We start from the raw sequence: 16,743 nt of genomic DNA, 5'->3' as shown, positions 1-16,743 counted from the left end.
TTCAATGCTTTCTGATTCGCTTTTGGAGGAGCTTCGAAGCACAGGGGAAGGTTCGACCCTTGACTACAAGGTTGAGCGCTACAAGTTCGCAAAGGCGACGGATGAAGACAAGTCTGAGCTACTAAAGGACATCCTTGCACTGGCAAATACGCAGCGCATTGGAGAGGCATACATCCTGCTGGGCTTCAAAGAGAATACTCCTCATCCAGCGGAGGTTGTAGGGCTTCCAGCGGAGGGTGCCATTGACGATTCTCGGATTCAGGAGTTCGTTAATCAAAAGCTGGAGAGTAAGCTTGACTTTAAATATGAAGAGCAGCTGTTTGACGGTAAGCATATCGCTGTCATTACTATTCCAAAGCAATCGCGGCCGTTCTATCTCTCTAAGGCCTACGGGAAGGTGGAAGCAAACACCGTCTATGTTCGCCGCGGAAGTTCAACCGGGATTGCCACTCCTCGTGAAATCTACCGCATGGGGATTATCGATCAATCAAAGGGAGAGGCACTGTTTGAACTGAACGTGCTTGACCATGAGAATCAACCGTTGGGTGAACTCTTTGAGCGATGCTTCTTAACTTTCGATGAAATGCCAGATTATGGGCGGGAGCATCTTCCAGGTTACACGTTTGCCTCCGACTATACCAAAGAAAATCGCGGCTACTGGCGGGAGGGGGCAGAGTATCAGCAATCCAAAAACTGCCTAATCCGGATCCGATTGGCGCTAACCAATCGCTCCAAGTTTTCATTGAGCGGGACTAAGCTCGAAGTCACTTGGGCTGGCGAAGCTTTCAGGGTGCTGACAGCCGATGATCTGCCTGACGTTCCAGCAGAGGAGTGGAATTTTTCCCTGGCTAGAGTGGGCAGCGCCACCGACGTGGATGAAGTGGGCGGCCAACCTGTCTATCAGTCTTTTCTGGGCGACGTTCGCCCGGGCGAGACAAGGCGAGTGAGTGAGGACATGGCTTTCTTGCCTGTGAAGCCTGGCTGCTACACCATGAAGGTCAGGGTTTTAGCCAATGAGATCAGCCCTCCATACTCAGTTGAACGAGTTCTAACCGTTGAGGGGGAATGCAGGCACCTCAGCTTCGACGAGCTTCAAGATTTGCTGGATAAAGACTAGCTCTCCTGCGCGCCAACTTCGGCCAATGGGGAGATTTTTTGAGATGAGGTAAAGGTATATTTTTCGGTGGTGCAAGCTTCGACTAAGGTGTTTTGGGATACGCTTTGGGGGATTTCTATCATAGTTTTTTAATATCAGGAGATAGGTCATTGCTTTCGGAATATGAAAAGCGCGCATTGGCGCAGATTCATGCTTGGAAGAACCCTCGGCAAACCTGGTTCGATACCGCCATGACCTATGTGAACAAGCCTTTGGAGCTTGCGGGTCAGGCAGTAGATAAGATCCCTGGGTTCAGTGAAACTTGTAGTAAGGCCACAAGCGGTATCGTAGGGTTGGTCAATGATTTCTCACAATGGTCAGTTAGGCCGGGCGCGATTATCGAAGAACTTTCTGCGATCTCTAAGAAAGAAATAACAGGGCTGGATCAAGTTCCAAGCCTCGATCTTCAGCTTGTGGACAGAGCCATAGGTTGGCTTGATACAAAATACGAAGGTCTTGCGCTGTTGGAAGGGGCTGCAGCAGGTGGAACAGCTGTGGTCAATCCCTTGGTCGCGCTTGCCGCGATTCCGGTTGACTTAACTGCGCTTCTGACCATGAATCTTCGGGCGATCGGGGAATATGGAACCTATTGCGGCTTTGATATGTCCTCTCAGGAGGAGCGGCTATTTTCGCTAAACATCTTGGCGTTTGCCTCGAGCAGCACTGATGGCGGGAAGCAGGCTGCCTTGTCTCACTTGGTGAAGATCGCTCAAGACGTAGCCAAAAAGAAGACTTGGGAGCATCTTGAGAAGAGTGTATTTGTTCAGGTTTGTTTGTCTATAGCGAAAGCCATGGGTATAAATCTAACCAAGGCGAAGCTTGCCAATGTCATACCCGTGGCCGGAGCGGTACTTGGCGGTGGATTCAATGCCTACTATACGGACAAGGTTTGTAAAGCTGCCTTCTACCTCTACAGAGAGCGGTTCCTTGCACTAAAAAGCGGCTCACAGGTGATTGAAGTGACCGTGGAGCCAGCAAAGAGCGATGTCTGGACGCCTGAGGAAAGTAGCGCTTAAGCCAGATTTTCGGACGCTACGCTGGGGCTAAGTTGTCCGCGGATCAATGTCTAAGCTTCGCTGGTTGGGGAGGCCATCCAGCTCCCCATTCCGCTCCGACACTGAATTCGCTGTGGCGATCACCGAGCGGATCTCTTCCAGGCTCAGGTCCAGCGCCGTCAGCTTGGCCGGATACATGATAATGGCGATACCGCAGGCTCAGGAATTCCTGAGCCTCAGGCGGAGGAGACCTTATTCTTCACCAGCCGCCCGTAGTGCGAACCGATGGCCGCACACCCGAGAAAATTGAATCCTGAAGCTCAACTAGGAAGAGTGGGTGTGCGTCATTGTTGGCGTTGACGCTGGAGTTCAATTAATTCTTTAGTTGACGTGGCAGTCCAGTGAGACTGGGCTGGAATTAGATGCAGAGGCAGGGGGTTTGTAGCGTTAGGGTTATAGGCCATCGCTGACAGGTGTTCCCTGGCTAAGGGTTTTCCTGGTAGCTCTTTAACCAGAACTTCCTCCATCAGATCTACCGCATATATCGCGGACACGTGATTGTAAGATGGATTTAGGAAGCTGTCTGCAGGGACTGTAGTCGCCGGCTTTCCAGCAACTTGCTTGGGAATTTCAGGTCGGTGTGCGTAGTCACGGTGAACGACTTGGCGGGTATGTCTGTCGATGTGAATTTGTTGCGGGCCGACAGCAAAAGCCACCTCACATGCGACAGGAATTTGACTGATGCCGCTGAGGGTGCGAAAGGATCTCTGGAGTAGGTGCTGGTTTATGGCAATAACGTAGATATCTCGTGGTGCTACTATCCCATTAGACAAATAGCCAACTTTTCCACGTCCATTGCCTACTAGCTTTTCGTGCTTTTCCTTCAGCGCCGAGGTGTAACGCAAGGCAATCTCAGGGTGTGGATACTTCCACACCCCTTGCTTGTTGCCTGTTAACCATGTCGGGTCAATACCGCTGGGCTCAGGAGTGAGCAGTTCCACCCATACTGAATGGCCGTCTTTGGTGGCACGGAAATCCGGACCTTCGTTTGCACTATCTAGATCAAAACCGTGCGCCCAGAGGTGCCCGGCCATTAGGAGCTCAGCTAAACGCTGCGCGTGCTGGGTCGGGCTTCCAGAGGTCAAAGCTTGGTCAAAGTGGCGGTCGGCTAAGCCTTCCTGATGGAAACGGTCGTAAAGGTTACCTAGTGCGACAATTAGCTCTGCGCGCAGCTCTGCAGGAGCTTTATGCCAAGTCGTGCCTATGCGGTTCAAAAAATCGGCACGAAGGTCAGCGATGATTGGCATGGGCAGCTACTGATTTGAAGGCAGCGGAGTCACCACGATCATCCGCTCATCAATCGCTGGTCCTCGGTCGTAAGTGTATTCAAAGCGGTAGCCACTCCCCTCCTGGGTAACGTTTTTCTTGCCCTTGAATGCAAGTAACAGGACTTTGTCATTCGGGCTCGGGTAGAGCTTCACTAAGTCATGAACCATCTTGTCAGCGTCTTTAGCATCAGCATGAATGCCATATCTGCGGTCTTTGAACCAGTCGTTCCATAGGAACTTCATGCTCTTTACTTTACCGGTGCCTTGCTCTTCATTGATGAAGAACTTCACCGTCTCAGCTTGACCACCAATGCAGCCGTAGAGTGCGCCCCAGCCATCGCTTGCCGGGGTGATCTTAGAGCTGCGGCAAGACAGCACGCCCTTAACCCGTTCGACTTCTTGCTCAAATGGGGTAGGGCCGACAGGCGTGGCTGTCGACGGTGGAATCTCGGTCGGGACAGAAGAGGGCGATGTTGTGGCAGGGCCCTTTGAGCAGGCAGCCAAAATTATTAGGGTGACAAGCGTGGCAATACGCTCCTTCAACATCCTATGTCTCCTTTCAGTCGGATGAGTGACGCAGGCCACCATCTTCCCATTGCGACGCGTCGAAGCACCAGCGCTCTATAGGCCTGGGGCGAGGGGGCTGGCGCAGGACGTTTGTGCCGCCGCAGGTTGCACAAGTAGCAGGCGGCCACGACATTGCCGGCGGTGTCCTTTCCCCCATCTCGGCGAGCCAATAGGTGCTCGGCAGTGCATTGGTAAGGTCGCGCCGAACGTGGGCGCAAATCCAGCTCGTCGGGGGAAGAAAGCCACATTGGCGCATCGCAGTAATAACAGCGGCCGTTCTGGGCTTGGAAAGCTTGTGTGCGTAAGGTTTTAAGGCGTTTCACAATAGAGGTCCCAGCATGGAATCAAAAGGCGATTCCCGTGCCCCCATTGGGTGGACCTCGGGCACCCGGAGCCGTTTGGCATGCGGGCACAACACCGACGCTTAGCGATCGGCAAACATGTTTTAGCTCAACTTTCAGACGACTGCAACTCGGAGACCGCCAGCAAGTGCGAGCGCTGAAGAGCCAGGTCAGTGCCTGATTTGGCTGTCTTCTGCGTCTGCCATTGTCAGCCGCAAGGTCCCGCGCGAACGTGCTTGGTTGCGGACATCATGGTCATTGCGGCTTTCTACATAGCTCAACAGCGCGCCGACTAACTCAGCATCCTCCAGCGTTTCGGCACCGGCTAAAAACACAAGCTCTGCGACCTGCATGCGTCGCTTGGCTTCTTCGCGGCGTTGCGTTTCCTTCGCCTTTACCGCTTGGCGCTGGCTCGCTAAAAGCTCGCGCGCTTGCAGCTGCGCTAGCCGCTCTGTAGCTCGATGAATTCGGTCGTGGTAGTGGTTTGTCGCGCTCATTTGATTTCTCCTCTGCGTGCTTACGAGTCAACCAGAGAAATGGCTCGCGTCAAGTTCGCGCCGACTTGAAAATTTGGACTCCTTCGGAATCGAAAAGATCTGAAAAACAAGGCTTAAAAGAAATAAGCAAGAGCGCACTTATGCAATGTTTCACATTGCGCGCGCAAAGGGCTCCGCCCCTTGGACCCCAAGCGCTCCGCGCTTGCGCAAATCAAAAGCCACGGCATAAAGAGAGCAACCTCATCCGGAGCTCTGCATGGCCATCTACCACTCTCGCGTCAAAGTTTTTAGTCGTTCCCGCGGCGACTCTGCTGTGGCCGCAGCCGCTTATCGGGCTGGCCTGCTTCTTATCGATCACCTCACCGGCCAGCGCCACGACTACCGCCGACGAGGTGGAGTCGTGACATCCGAGTGTCTCGCTCCCCAGGACGCGCCCGACTGGGCGCTCGTCCCGGCCGAGCTCTGGCAAAAGGCCGAGGCGGCGGAGAACCGAAAAAACTCGGTCGTGGCCCGCGAGTTCGAGGTGGCGTTGCCGCACGAGCTCAATGACGAACAACGGTCCGATCTCGCTGTGGCCATTGGGCAAGCCCTGGTCGCCCGCTACGGTTTCGCTTTGCAGGCCAGCATCCACTCCCCGGGCTCACGGGATGGGCTGAACCATCACGTCCATCTGCTGGCCACTACGCGTCGGCTGACCAGCGAGGGCTTCGCCGAGAAAACGAGGGAGCTGGACGGCGGAGCGTCGGGGAAGATCGAGATCGAGTGGATCCGCCAAGCCATTGCATTCACCATCAACGAGCACTTGGCCGCTGCCGGCATCGATGCTCGGGTCGACCACCGCCGCCTGGAGGTCCAAGCAGAGGAGGCTCTGGCTCGCGGGGACTGGGCCGAAGCCATGGTGCTGTCCCGCCAGCCCACAAAGCACGTAGGCAAGACGGCCACAGCACTGGCCCGCAAGGGAGTGATGACTGAGCGTGCCGCCGAGAATGCGCGCATCGTGCGAGACAACGAGAAAGCTTTCGAACAACTGCTAGCCCAAGCTGAGCGGGAGGGCAGGGCGACTCTGGGCTCCGCTGGTCATAGCCACGACCGGGCGCAGCGCGACCGTCGACACAGGGTTGGCTCCACAAAAGACCTTCCGTCTTCTGTGCCGGGTTTGGAGATCCACGGGCTTCGAGTCATGCGCCTGTCCGAAGCGCTTGGTTGGTCTGCAGAAGAGATGGAACCTCGACCAATGCGCTCCATCGGTGAGTTGGTCATGGAAGCAGCTCGTGACCTTGCAGAGATCCTCTCGACTCGGTCCGACCTGGTGTTGGTGGCAACCCAGCGACTGTTGCGGAACTGGACGGCGCAAACGGCGACGTTTGTCGACAACGCCGACCTTCGCCGAGGACTTGATGGGCTGGTTGAACGACTGGGCCGCCTCAAGCGCAGCATGGTGAAGTTCGCCCAACGAACCAGCGCCTTGGGGCGTGCGAAGAAGCTCTTCCACCTAGCTGAGCAGGCATGGGAGCAGTTCAACGGCGACCATCCCCGTCCCGATGGCGAGTGGTCCTCTCAAGAATGGGAAAAGCGACGAGGACGGCGGTTGGCCCTGCTGGAAAAACGCACAGCCGAACTGGCGACAGCCCGGTCAGCGGTCTCCGAGCAGCGGTGGAACGACGACGAGAACGAGATTGAGATCCGCGCGGCTCAAGTGGAACAGTGGAGCGAAGCGATGCTCGCAAGTCCAGAGCCTGAAATCGTCCATGGCTCTGTTGCATCTATCGACGCTACTCCAGCCATGCCCAAGCCTTCGCCAGTGCCAGCGCCGCAACCAACACGCCGCCGGCCGCGGCCCTGATGGATATCGAAAGCCCCGCAGATGCGGGGCTTTCTTCCTTGGGCCCTAGCGGCAGGCGCGAGGGCGAGGGCGCAAGTCTGCGCGTTCAATCCCAATGGGCTCCTTGGGGCGGGGGACGTTGTCCTTATCCTTCTTCTTGCGCGCCTCTCGCCACTCCTCAATGGAGGTAGGCATGGTCGGCACGACGTTGCGATCCACGGCCGCTCGTTTGACGAGGATGGGTTGAGAAGGTGCCATGGCTGACGCCTGGGTTTGACTTGCCGGCCCTGGCGCGCCGAGCCGTAGCAACTCTGCAGCCAAATCGAGCGCGTATTGGATGTCCTCGACTTGGTTCGGGGGAAGGCGTGTGGTGTGTTGCTGGAGGAGGTGGCCGAGCAAGCGACTGGCGACTTGGATTTGCGTTTGGTGGTGCATGGGTGCTCCTGTGTTGGGTAAGCCCTCATCCAACCAAGAAACGGTGCTTACGCAAGAGCTCGCTTGTGGCTGCATTTCACAAATTTGAATACGCGAAGAAATTCGATGGCAGTTATGCCATTTGACGAATAGGAAAGATTTCAACTGGGTCGGCGTCCCCGATTTGTCGTTTGTAGAAGCACATGGTCCGCTGAGGCAACGGGAGCAATCACGCCGTATCGGTGGGTTCTGGCTTGTGCGCGATGCTGACCGACCAGCCGCCGGTCTCCTCCCGTTGCGTGGTCAGCAGGTCATAGGTCTTCACCATGTTGAGCAGGCCGGAGTGGCCGTAGAGGTTGGGTGAGAAAGACGGGTCAGTGCGTTTGAGGTATTGGCCCAGTGCTCCCAATCCAACCTTGCCTTCAGAGGTGTCTCCCGTCAGCAGGGTGACGGCTTCAACCAAGAACCGAGGGCGGCGCTTGGGTAGCGGCTTGGCTTCAGCGCGGGGCGCTTCTTCTTTCGCCGCCTCCGATTTCAGGACAGGAAGTTCATTGCCCTGGACTTCGGGTGCTGCCGCTTCCTTGGCCTTCCGGTCCCATTCGAAGAACTGGTCGCAGGCGTTGCGCAAAGCATCCGGGGTCTTGGGCTCGCCCACGATGAAGACCGTTGCCCCACGCTCCCGGAGCTTGCGGCAGAGGTAGGAAAAGTCGGAGTCGCTGGTGACCAAGCAGAACGTGTCGGCTCGGCTGTCGAACAGTGCCTCCAAAACGTCTAGTGCCAGAGCGATGTCTGCGGTGTTCTTGCCGGAGGCGTATTGGTATTGAAGGCATGGAGTGAACGCCTGGCGGACCAGGACTTCCTGCCACTTGTTGGCGAGGGTGTTGTGGTTGCCATACCCACGGCGCAGCACGACCCGGCCGAACTGGGCCACCATGAGCAACGCGTGCTCCACGATGTCGGTCGGCACGTTGTCGCAATCGACCAACACGGCGACACGTGCTTCAAGCGGGCTGTTTGAGTTGCTCATGCCTGTGAGGTCCGAGTTTATGCAGACAGACAATGGCGTCAGCAACTTGCCGATGGCAAGCGGGCGCTAGCAATCGAGTCAAGCCCGGCGTTATGATCGAGGAAACATTGACAGGAAACCTGCCGAGCACGCTTTCTGCAACGGATTGAATGGGTTAATTCGGAGGTGATCCGATCCCACTCTCTCCGCCAAATCAAGGTGCGTTGTTGCTTGACCACAGCGTTAAGATTTTCTCGAGATCCCGAAGATCCGAGAAGAACGCAAGTCGGGACATCTTCGACTTCTTGGCAAGACTGACGCAGGCCACTGTTGCCTAATTTGCTGCCACCTTCGCGCCGAATCTAGGCGGGTGGTTCGGCTACAAACGCGTCCGGCAGCAAGGTAGCTGAGTTCAGCCTCTATCCAAAGCGTTCAACGCGCTGTTGACGACTTTATAGAGCCACATCCGTCTTACGATTCCCAAAATTTATCTGGTCAAGAGCGCAGTTCATCCATTAACCGGTTGGCGTTCTTGAAGCAGGCGTGCGCATGGCGGCCAATCCGATCTGTTCGACTCAGCCCCATCAAAGAACCCGTCTCCGATGCTTACCTCAAGCCGCTGGTGTGGTGTCGGGCAGCACGATCCCTCGGCTGGAAAGCAGGCTGACCGAATTGCGGAACACGTAGAGAATCAGGTCATCGTCGATCGAGCTGCTGTCGGGAATCACGACGACGCAATCGATTTGTTTGTGCTCGGGCGGAATCGTGTCCGCGAATTGCACGTAGAAGTCGTTGGATCCCATGGCGAAGGTGCCGGATGGGTCCGGGTAGCGCGAGCGTGCGACGATGACGAAGTAGGGCGTGCATGTGGCGGAATTCATCGGGCGCGCGGGCGTGCTGACAGGCGTGTTGTTGATGGAGTACGTCGCGGCCGAGGCGCTGATGTTTGCGATATAGACTTTGCCCGTCATTGCATCCTCCGATAGCGCATGGGTGTCACTCCGGCGGTCTTGCATCGCGACTGCCCGCAAGCCGGTGGCGGCCCGGCGTGTCGGCTGGGTCGCCGCCGGTCCACATTACGTCTGCTGCTGGAACGTGGCGGTCTGCATTCCGCCACCTGGCGCGTGCACCAGCTCTACTAAGATTCCGGGCGGATAATTCGGGTCCGAGATGCTGTAGGTGTTGCCGACCACCAGATCCCGGTTGGGATACGGCGCGATATGCGAGACGAGGTACTGGGTCGGGTTGCCGGCCTGGACCACGATGTTGTTGCCGTTTGCGATGGCGCGGAAGCCGGGGATTTGCTTCACGGTGGTAGGCATGATGCGGTTCCTTCAATGATGCGAGGCGGAACGGGCGGCCTCGCTACGCCCTCGGCGTCGGAGCGGTCGTTGGCGTTCATAGGGAGGGCGTCCACCCGCCCGGCGGAACCTGGATCTCCAGCTCGGGCGCAAGCACGATCGGTACTTGAGTGCCTTCCACATTGGCGAACAACGTGACGTCCAGACGCAGCAGTGCGACGTCGGTGGATGGCTGCATGATCGCGAACCAGCGCGCGCAGTCGTTGGCCAATTGTCCGGCCAGCACAGGCAGCGTCACGGCATTATCCGAGACGGCTTGCACGTCATCGCTGGTGAGTCGCACGTCGGTGGCCAGCAAAATCGGCATGTCGCTCCACAGGCCGGTGCCACCTTGTGCCGGCGCGGCGATCTGGTAGCTATACGTGGCAGCGATCTTGAGCAGGCGTTCCTTGGCCGCTGCGCTGGTGGCCTCGGCGAGCGGCGCCAGCGCGTTTTCGATTGCGTCGGCCAGTGCGTCGCCGGAGCCGAAGGTGCAGCGCGGTACGGTGATGATCGGCACTACTGGCGAGGCGAACGAGACCTCCGGCGTCCGGTAGATCAGGGCGGGATTGGTCCTCACGCCGTTGGCGCTGGCGAGATTGGCGTTGCGGACGATCCACCAGGTCGAATAGCCGGTCTGGCGCGTGGCGATGTCCAGGTTCTCCCAGACGACGTCGAGGGTGCCGGTGGCTGTTTCCGGCAACGCCGCGTAGGCGTAGGTCGCCATGAACCAGCACGCCGTGTCGTCGGGTGCAGCTGCGCCAGCGGGTGACACCTCGCCGTGCATCTGGCCATTAATGGCTGGCCAGACGATGCTTGCGGCATCGCATTGGCCGTTCGCATACGCACCCTGGGCGAACAGCTGCACGGTTTTCTGTTCGTCGAACGCATGCGAAAGATTCAAGACGTAGCCCGTGCTCGACTGCGCTACCGGTGCGTTGGCGAGCAGCACCCGGGCGGCATCGCCGGGCGGGCCGCGCCATGTCGCCCACGCAGCGGTGACATGGCCGATCTGATCGAGCAGTGCGCCGATCACCTGCTGTGGTGTCGGCATGCCCACATGTGCGTCGAACGCACTCTGCTGCAGCGCGAGCACGGCAGGCCGCAACACCGGCCAAGCGGCCATGAACGCGGCCAACGCCTCGAACACGGCTTCGATGGTGCCGAGCTCGGAGAGCTGCCGGCCGCGCAGCGTGCCGTTCACTGGCCGGTTATAGGTCAGCGTCAGCCACAGTTCGTCCTGCGCTTCCTGCTCGGCCAGCACGAGCCGGGTCGAGTAATCCCATTGCAACGCGGTGGTGGCCGAGGCGGTGAAACGGACCGGCCTTGTCTGTTCGGCGCGCTGCGTCTGCAGCACCGGCGAGGCGGGAAACGCGCGCACCGGCACCGGTGCGTCGATCGCACCAAGCGGCATGGACAGCGGATCGTTGGGAAGCTCGAGCACGAAGCGCAGCCATTGCGACGGCGTATAGCCGAATGCCGCTTGCGTTTCGTCGATCTGATGCTCGACGAAACGTGCGCCGTAGGTCAGGTCCAGATGCAGGTTGGCATCGTTGCCCGCGTGCGCGGCCGTCACCAGGAAATTGAGCAGGCCAGGCGTGGACGCGGTAGCTGTGGCAATCGGCAGCTTTGCGCTGCTGATGCTGCAAGAGGAGGGCAATGTTTCGGTCGGGCCACTTGCCTTGGCACTGGCAGTGAGGCCACCGAAGAAACGCGGTGGCAGCGTGCCCGCTTCTGCGGTGTTGGCCACGAAGACGTCGGCCGGCACTTGTACGATCGAGGAGACTGCGTAGGCGGTCGAGAGTGCGGCCAGCACGCTTTGTTCGAATTGATCCTGCGCGGCGGCAAGATCGCCGCCGGAAAGCGCTGGGAACACCGGGCCGACACCGCGCGCGAGCGCTTTTGCCAGGGTGGCTTTATGCCCCATCAGCGTCTGGTAGGCGGCACCGTCGAGCGCGGCGAGCGCGGCGCAGTTTGCCGGCGCGAGCAGTTCGTCGAATGCGGATAAAAAGCTCTGCGCCCAGGCATCGACATCCACGCCACTGAAGGTCTGCGTGGTGTAGGTCGGCAGGAGCGTATCGGGATTGTAGACAGGCACCTGGGCGGGACCAGACATCAGCTTGGTGTTGAGCGGCAGCAGGGTGAAGTAGCTGGCCGCGTCCTGGCGGAACTGCACATGGATGCCGTGGGTCTTGCTCCAGCGCATGCCCCATAGCGAGGCCCCGCCGTCGCCGGTTGCCGGGCTGTCGGCTGCTGTGCGCACGGCGAGCCGTGTTGTGCCGTCGGCGCCATCGAAACCCGCGAAGCTGGCCTCGAACTGGCTGGCAAACCAGGCCAGGCCGACATCTTCCACCGGCGCCGCGCCGCTGGCAGCAGCGCGCTGGCGTGCGCGGGCAGTGCCCTGCGACGGCGGGTCGAGATCGGCGGCCAGCGGCATCGCCACCGACACCGCGCGCGGCATGCCAGTGCGCGCTACCTCGTCGACCAACTCGGGCGGTCGGGCGAAGGTGAGCGTGACCGTTACCGCAAACAAATCATCGCCGCGATTTGCCAGATCGGTCTTGTCGAAGGGGAGCTGCAGCAGCAGGCTTTTGGGCGTTGCCGTGCCGCCGCCGAGCGCGTTGCTCAACTGCTGCACGATGTCGTTTGCGAACGCAGTCAGCGCCTGCTTGATGGCGCTACCGTCGCCGAGTTCGCCGCCGTTGGAGGGCAACACCGATTGGGTGAGCGTCACGCAGGTATGCGGATCTGCCAATTGCGCGGCCACGGTGGCATAGCGACCGAGTGCTGCGCGAATCTGCTGCTGAGCGCGGTCGTCGTCGGTTGCGGTCGCACCAGCTGCCAGGCCATGTACGCGCACGTGGGCCAGCGCCGGGTCGGTGCGGATCACCAGGCTGGGGTCGAACTGCATCGACAAGCCCAGCTGGCTAGGCTTGTCCAGCTGGCCGGGTTCGAAGCGATAGGCGCAGCGCACGCCAGGCCATTCCATTGGCGCGAGCAGCGCATCGTTGTAAAGCACCGGGAAGTCGGTGGTAAAGGTGTCGGTCGCGCCGTCGAGCGCGTTGCCGAACACGTCGTTCACGCGCAGCATCAGATTCGGCTTGCCGCCGATCGCCGCGTAGGGCAACGGCGTGCTGCTGACCAGTCCATTCTGGGTGACGAAGCGATAGGCAGGCACCACTTGCCGATAGCTCTGCTGGGCCGCGTCGAAGCTGTCCGGGCGCGCAGCATTGGCCGCGTCCTCCCCGGCGCTGTCGGACGACGGGCTCAGCGCCAGACTCCACAGCGAGGTGCCGAACGGAACCGCGCTGTCGGCCGCTGCGCCGTCGATGCGGAACTGCAGCAGGTGATAGAGGGCGGCGATCCAGTCGGCGTCGTACAGCGTGCCGGCTTCGCGCGCGAGCATCGTGTTGGCAAGCGACCAGTCGGCCACAAAGCCAAGACAGCCGGGTGGATAAGATGGCTGGTAGTGCAGCAGCGGCGTGCCTGCGGCGTCGGCGACGCCGAGATACAGCGTGCCGTCCAGGCTGCCCTGTGGCGCGAGCGCGAACGCGTTGTGCCAGGGATGGAATGTGGTCGAGGCGGGGAAGCTCACCAGCAGCGTAAGGGTGGCGGTGTCGCCGTTGGCAATGCCGTCGGTGGGCGCCGCTTGCCCCTTGGGGGTGAAGATACGCACCGGCAGCGGTTGGCCGCTGACGTCTGCGTAGCGCAGGAAATAGCCATCCGACTGGGTGACGCTGACTTCCCAGATCAATTGCAGAAGCGCTTCGAGGCGCTGCTGGTTTTCCGGGGTGTCGGGGTGCTGCGGATCGGGGAAAAGTGTCGACACCGGGCCGAGTGGGTCGTCGCTCGCGCGCAGCAAGGTCTGGCGCATCGGCACATTCGCAAGCGCCGGTTCGCTGCTCGTCGACAGGTTGGTCTTTGCCAGCACTATCGGTTGCGCGGACAACGCGATCGCGTCGGATTGGTAGCCGGTGGTGGTGGCGTCGTAGAGCACCGAAAGCGTTGCGCCGGCCAGTGCTTGCGCGCTCAGTAAGGCATGGATGCGCTCGCGCGTGGCGTCGTCTGCACCGCCGATGCGGTAGATATCGGTGTAATACGGATTCGCAGGGCCGCCGTCGCCATCCACACTGCCGGCTGCGGCGCGATTCACTAGCCAGATCGGCACCTGGATCATCAGGGCCGGGTTGACCTGCTGCAGGCCGACCGGGTCCGAGGTCTGCGGCCGGCCGGTCTGGACCGTCAAGGTGAGCGGCGCGCCGGCCGACTGCTGCAGCACCGCCGGCGGCAGCGGCACTACGAAGCGTGCTGGAGCGTCTGCTGCTGTCCAGGGCAGGCGATCGCGCGCGGCATACCAGACGGCCTCGCCATGCACCGGCGGGATCGGCGCCACGCTGACGGCCGCAGCTGCGGCAAGCGCCAGGCCGCGTCGGCTCCATCGCGGGCAGGGCACCGGTGGCACGGCCTCGACGGGCATCGTTGAGGTGACGCTGCTGCCGCCACCGGCGAACTTCACCGGAATCGCCGCCACCGCGCCGAGCGGGGCGGGTGCAAGCGAGAGGGTCGCCGAGACACTGGTGGGCGGCTCGCTTGCGTTGGTCGCAATTGCGAACTGCTGCCCGTTGAGCGCGTAGCCGGCGGCAATGTCGAGCGTGTATAGATCCACCTTGTCGATATCTGCTGGCGTTGTGGCCGGGTCGGGAAGGCGCATGCCGTTCATCAGGTAGCGCGAGGTCATGCCCCCCAGGGTGCGCGTCAGCGCGGTGTCCGGCAGTGCGCCGGGTTGCCCCGTCTCGCGCTCTGTGCCGGCGAGGCTGCTCGCCATCTGGCGGCACAGCGTGAGGAAGTAGTCGTCGAACATGTAAGCCGTCAGCGACGGACCCTGCGGCGCGTCGCCGTCGGCTGCGCCGAAGCGTGCCGCGCCGCGCAGGTCGGGGTTGTCGGTCAGCACGCTGAGCGAGAGTTGGGCGAAATAGGCCTCGACGGCCTGACGGTAGTCCGGATAGGTGCGCGCGTGGTCGGCGAACACCAGCGGCGTATCCTGTCCGGTCCAGCTCATCTGCAGCGCGCCGAACATCGGGAACATCGCCCAGTCGCCGTCCTCGCCGTCCTCGCGATGCACGCTTAGATCAATTGGATTGAGCGTGAAGCGGACCTCGGTGGACAGGCAACCGGTCAGCGTCTTATCCCACTCGGCAGGTGGCAGAGCGCGGCCTTGTCCCAGGTTCGCGATCACCTGGGCCCAACTGCCGGTGCCGTTGGACCAGGTGCGCAAGAGCCATGATGCGAGCGCGCCGACCAGCGTCTCGAGCGCGCTTAAGTGCGCGGCGTCGCTGGCGCCGGGCGCACCGATGATCAGCGTCGCCACGCCGACTGCGCTGCCGACGTCAGCCGTATACACCACCGACGGCTGCAGCAGGAACGACAGCGCCACCTCGACCGGCGCGACCGGCGGACTTGCGTGCCATGCGGTCCGGGCCAGCGGTGCGGTGGCAGCACGCAGCCGCTGACGATGGGCGAGCAGACTACGCTCATGCTGTTCGATGCCGCGATGCGCCCAGTCGTTCATGCCATGGAAGGCGGGATCGAGCGGTCCATCCAGGCTGGCCGGGGTGCCGCCGGTGATCTCGAAAGAGGTGGAAATTGTGGTGTGGAAGCCCACCGAGATCGTGACGAACAGGATCTTCAGGCGTGCCTCGGCGTCCACGCGCGCGGTGACGTTGATGACCGTGCCGTAGCCGGTTTCGAATGCGATGCCGGCAACCACCGAGAGCCGCACAAGCACCGAGAGTTTGACCACGCTCAGATCGACCTCGCCCTGCAACTGCCCGACGATGCCGACGGTGGCGGCGAACCAGAAGTAATCGGGCGTCTTCGAGACCGAGCCGCCGCTGGCAGCGTCGCGCCATGCCAGGATGCCCTGGAAGGTGCCCTGCGCGGTCAGCGATAGCGACGCCGAGAATGGGCCCGCACTGATCGAACGCCCGACCCCGAACCACATCGCCAGACCGAAGGTCACAATCGGGTTGTAGCTGACCACGTCGGTGGCCGCCGCCGAGCCGATTGCCTTCAACGCAGCGGCGGCGCTGGCTGGATTGTCGCCGCTGCGCAGCTTGCCGAAGTAGAAGCCGCAGCCGCCGGTGAAGATGTAGACCTGCACGCCGATCGAATCGTCGCCGAGCGGCCAGCCGACGCTGACCTTGAAGTCGCCATTGGTGTAGATCCAGATCTTGAACGAGGGCAGTGTGAGCGCCACCGCGCCGAGGTTGATCTGACGGAACTGCGTGGGCATCGTCAGCGCGCCGTAATACACGCCAAGATGTGGGCCGAGTTTTTGGTACAGGATTTCGAACAGCAGCCCTTTGAACTGGTCGGCCGAGCAGGTGATTTCCAGTCCGTAAAGCACTGGATCGTTGAAGACGGCACGGATGTCCCAGCCACGCACCAGGATGTGTGCGGCCACGAACCAGTCACGCGATGCGTCGTAATACGTGCCAAGACTATCCAGCAGTTGCCGCGGGTCGTTGGTGGTGAACGTCGATTCGAGTTCGGTAAACATCGCCGCAATCGGATCGTCCGCAATCGGATCGTCCTTGTTCATATGCGCGCGCGGGCCGAAGCGCTGGCCCAGGCCCAGATACTTCACCTGAAAATTGCTGCCGCCCTGCGCGGGGACCGGGAACGGATAGTTGACGACCGAGGTCTTCGCGTCATCGTCCAGCGGTGCGGCGATCGTCGTTGCCGGTTGGATCCCTGCCGCGAGCGAACGCGTCTGCATAAACGCGTCCTGCTCCGAAAACGCCACGCGTGCACTGACCGCCAGCCCATCCTTGGACGTGTCGTAACCGACGATCAGATCGTAGACGGTGAATTTCGGCTCGATGGTGACCGGGCCATAGCTGCCGCCGAGCCGGATGCCGTAGCCATCGTCGTCGTACAGTTGCACCACCAGTTGTACTGCCGTCACCTCACCGACCGATACGGTCAAATAGGGTGCGATCTTCACGTCGAAGATCTTGCTCCATGGCAGCGAGGCGCTCAGATGCGCAATCTGCCCGACCGCATCGATCCCCAGCATCTTGGCGATCTGTCCGATCACCGTGCCCAGGCTCAGCGGCGGCTGCCGCGGCGATGGCCCCACCACGAATTGGGCAGGGCCATCGCCGAACGCAAAGCCGAATTGCAGGCCATAGCCGGCCGCATCGGCATCGACGAGTGCGTGCGATGCCGACGGCAGCAGCAAGGTGGCTTGTACGCCTAGCGTGAACCTGCTCATG

At 60.7% G+C, this 16,743-nt stretch carries 12 protein-coding genes; 3 read left to right on the top strand and 9 right to left on the bottom strand.

Going from position 1 to position 16,743, the window contains the following annotated elements; all coding sequences use genetic code 11:
- Positions 1-4: 4 nt before the first annotated feature.
- Together AC1KVG_RS20470 and AC1KVG_RS20465 are read left to right on the top strand one after the other, a co-directional pair.
- Entirely contained in the window at positions 5-1,117 is a 1,113-nt protein-coding gene (locus AC1KVG_RS20470; RefSeq protein ID WP_481095621.1) for an AlbA family DNA-binding domain-containing protein, read from the top strand.
- A 149-nt stretch (positions 1,118-1,266) separates the two neighbouring features.
- Positions 1,267-2,172: an EcsC family protein gene (locus tag AC1KVG_RS20465; protein WP_481095620.1), complete on the top strand. Its 906-nt coding sequence runs from the start codon at positions 1,267-1,269 to the stop codon at positions 2,170-2,172.
- A gap of 323 nt (positions 2,173-2,495) precedes the next feature.
- On the opposite strand, the gene AC1KVG_RS20460 is transcribed toward AC1KVG_RS20465, so the two are convergent.
- The 4 genes from AC1KVG_RS20460 to traD form a co-directional block, all read right to left on the bottom strand.
- Positions 2,496-3,458, bottom strand: coding sequence for a hypothetical protein (locus AC1KVG_RS20460; protein ID WP_481095619.1), 963 nt, complete (start codon positions 3,456-3,458; stop codon positions 2,496-2,498).
- A 6-nt stretch (positions 3,459-3,464) separates the two neighbouring features.
- Positions 3,465-4,025: a hypothetical protein gene (locus tag AC1KVG_RS20455; RefSeq protein ID WP_481095618.1), complete on the bottom strand. Its 561-nt coding sequence runs from the start codon at positions 4,023-4,025 to the stop codon at positions 3,465-3,467.
- Entirely contained in the window at positions 4,019-4,294 is a 276-nt protein-coding gene (locus AC1KVG_RS20450) for an HNH endonuclease (RefSeq protein WP_481095640.1), read from the bottom strand. Before AC1KVG_RS20450 ends, AC1KVG_RS20455 begins: the two co-directional genes overlap by 7 nt.
- 263 nt (positions 4,295-4,557) lie before the next feature.
- Positions 4,558-4,884 (bottom strand): conjugal transfer protein TraD, encoded by a 327-nt coding sequence (gene traD, locus AC1KVG_RS20445; RefSeq protein ID WP_369975443.1) that lies wholly within the window; start codon positions 4,882-4,884, stop codon positions 4,558-4,560.
- Positions 4,885-5,140: 256 nt separating this feature from the next.
- On the opposite strand from traD, the gene AC1KVG_RS20440 reads away from it, so the two are divergent.
- Positions 5,141-6,727 (top strand): MobA/MobL family protein, encoded by a 1,587-nt coding sequence (locus AC1KVG_RS20440; protein WP_481095617.1) that lies wholly within the window; start codon positions 5,141-5,143, stop codon positions 6,725-6,727.
- Between the two features lie 45 nt (positions 6,728-6,772).
- On the opposite strand, the gene AC1KVG_RS20435 is transcribed toward AC1KVG_RS20440, so the two are convergent.
- From AC1KVG_RS20435 to AC1KVG_RS20415, 5 genes are all read right to left on the bottom strand, one after another.
- Complete coding sequence (locus AC1KVG_RS20435; protein ID WP_481095616.1) at positions 6,773-7,141, bottom strand: hypothetical protein; 369 nt, start codon at positions 7,139-7,141, stop codon at positions 6,773-6,775.
- A 208-nt stretch (positions 7,142-7,349) separates the two neighbouring features.
- Positions 7,350-8,147 (bottom strand): NYN domain-containing protein, encoded by a 798-nt coding sequence (locus AC1KVG_RS20430; protein WP_481095615.1) that lies wholly within the window; start codon positions 8,145-8,147, stop codon positions 7,350-7,352.
- A 590-nt stretch (positions 8,148-8,737) separates the two neighbouring features.
- A complete protein-coding gene (locus AC1KVG_RS20425; RefSeq protein ID WP_481095614.1) occupies positions 8,738-9,097 on the bottom strand; it encodes a hypothetical protein in 360 nt (119 codons plus the stop codon).
- A gap of 105 nt (positions 9,098-9,202) precedes the next feature.
- A complete protein-coding gene (locus tag AC1KVG_RS20420) occupies positions 9,203-9,448 on the bottom strand; it encodes a hypothetical protein (RefSeq protein ID WP_481095613.1) in 246 nt (81 codons plus the stop codon).
- A gap of 76 nt (positions 9,449-9,524) precedes the next feature.
- A complete protein-coding gene (locus AC1KVG_RS20415; RefSeq protein WP_481095612.1) occupies positions 9,525-16,742 on the bottom strand; it encodes a hypothetical protein in 7,218 nt (2,405 codons plus the stop codon).
- Position 16,743: the final 1 nt, after the last annotated feature.

The sequence above is a fragment of the Xanthomonas sp. NCPPB 3959 genome (assembly GCF_056675575.1).
This window is presented reverse-complemented; position numbering and strand designations above follow the sequence as displayed.

Coding starts and splice junctions, on each gene's coding strand:
- AC1KVG_RS20470 (WP_481095621.1), top strand. CDS start 5: ATGCTTTCTGATTCGCTTTTGGAGGAGCTTCGAAGCACAGGGGAAGGT.
- AC1KVG_RS20460 (WP_481095619.1), bottom strand. CDS start 3,458: ATGCCAATCATCGCTGACCTTCGTGCCGATTTTTTGAACCGCATAGGC.
- AC1KVG_RS20455 (WP_481095618.1), bottom strand. CDS start 4,025: ATGTTGAAGGAGCGTATTGCCACGCTTGTCACCCTAATAATTTTGGCT.
- AC1KVG_RS20450 (WP_481095640.1), bottom strand. CDS start 4,294: ATGTGGCTTTCTTCCCCCGACGAGCTGGATTTGCGCCCACGTTCGGCG.
- traD (WP_369975443.1), bottom strand. CDS start 4,884: ATGAGCGCGACAAACCACTACCACGACCGAATTCATCGAGCTACAGAG.
- AC1KVG_RS20440 (WP_481095617.1), top strand. CDS start 5,141: ATGGCCATCTACCACTCTCGCGTCAAAGTTTTTAGTCGTTCCCGCGGC.
- AC1KVG_RS20435 (WP_481095616.1), bottom strand. CDS start 7,141: ATGCACCACCAAACGCAAATCCAAGTCGCCAGTCGCTTGCTCGGCCAC.
- AC1KVG_RS20430 (WP_481095615.1), bottom strand. CDS start 8,147: ATGAGCAACTCAAACAGCCCGCTTGAAGCACGTGTCGCCGTGTTGGTC.
- AC1KVG_RS20425 (WP_481095614.1), bottom strand. CDS start 9,097: ATGACGGGCAAAGTCTATATCGCAAACATCAGCGCCTCGGCCGCGACG.
- AC1KVG_RS20420 (WP_481095613.1), bottom strand. CDS start 9,448: ATGCCTACCACCGTGAAGCAAATCCCCGGCTTCCGCGCCATCGCAAAC.
- AC1KVG_RS20415 (WP_481095612.1), bottom strand. CDS start 16,742: ATGAGCAGGTTCACGCTAGGCGTACAAGCCACCTTGCTGCTGCCGTCG.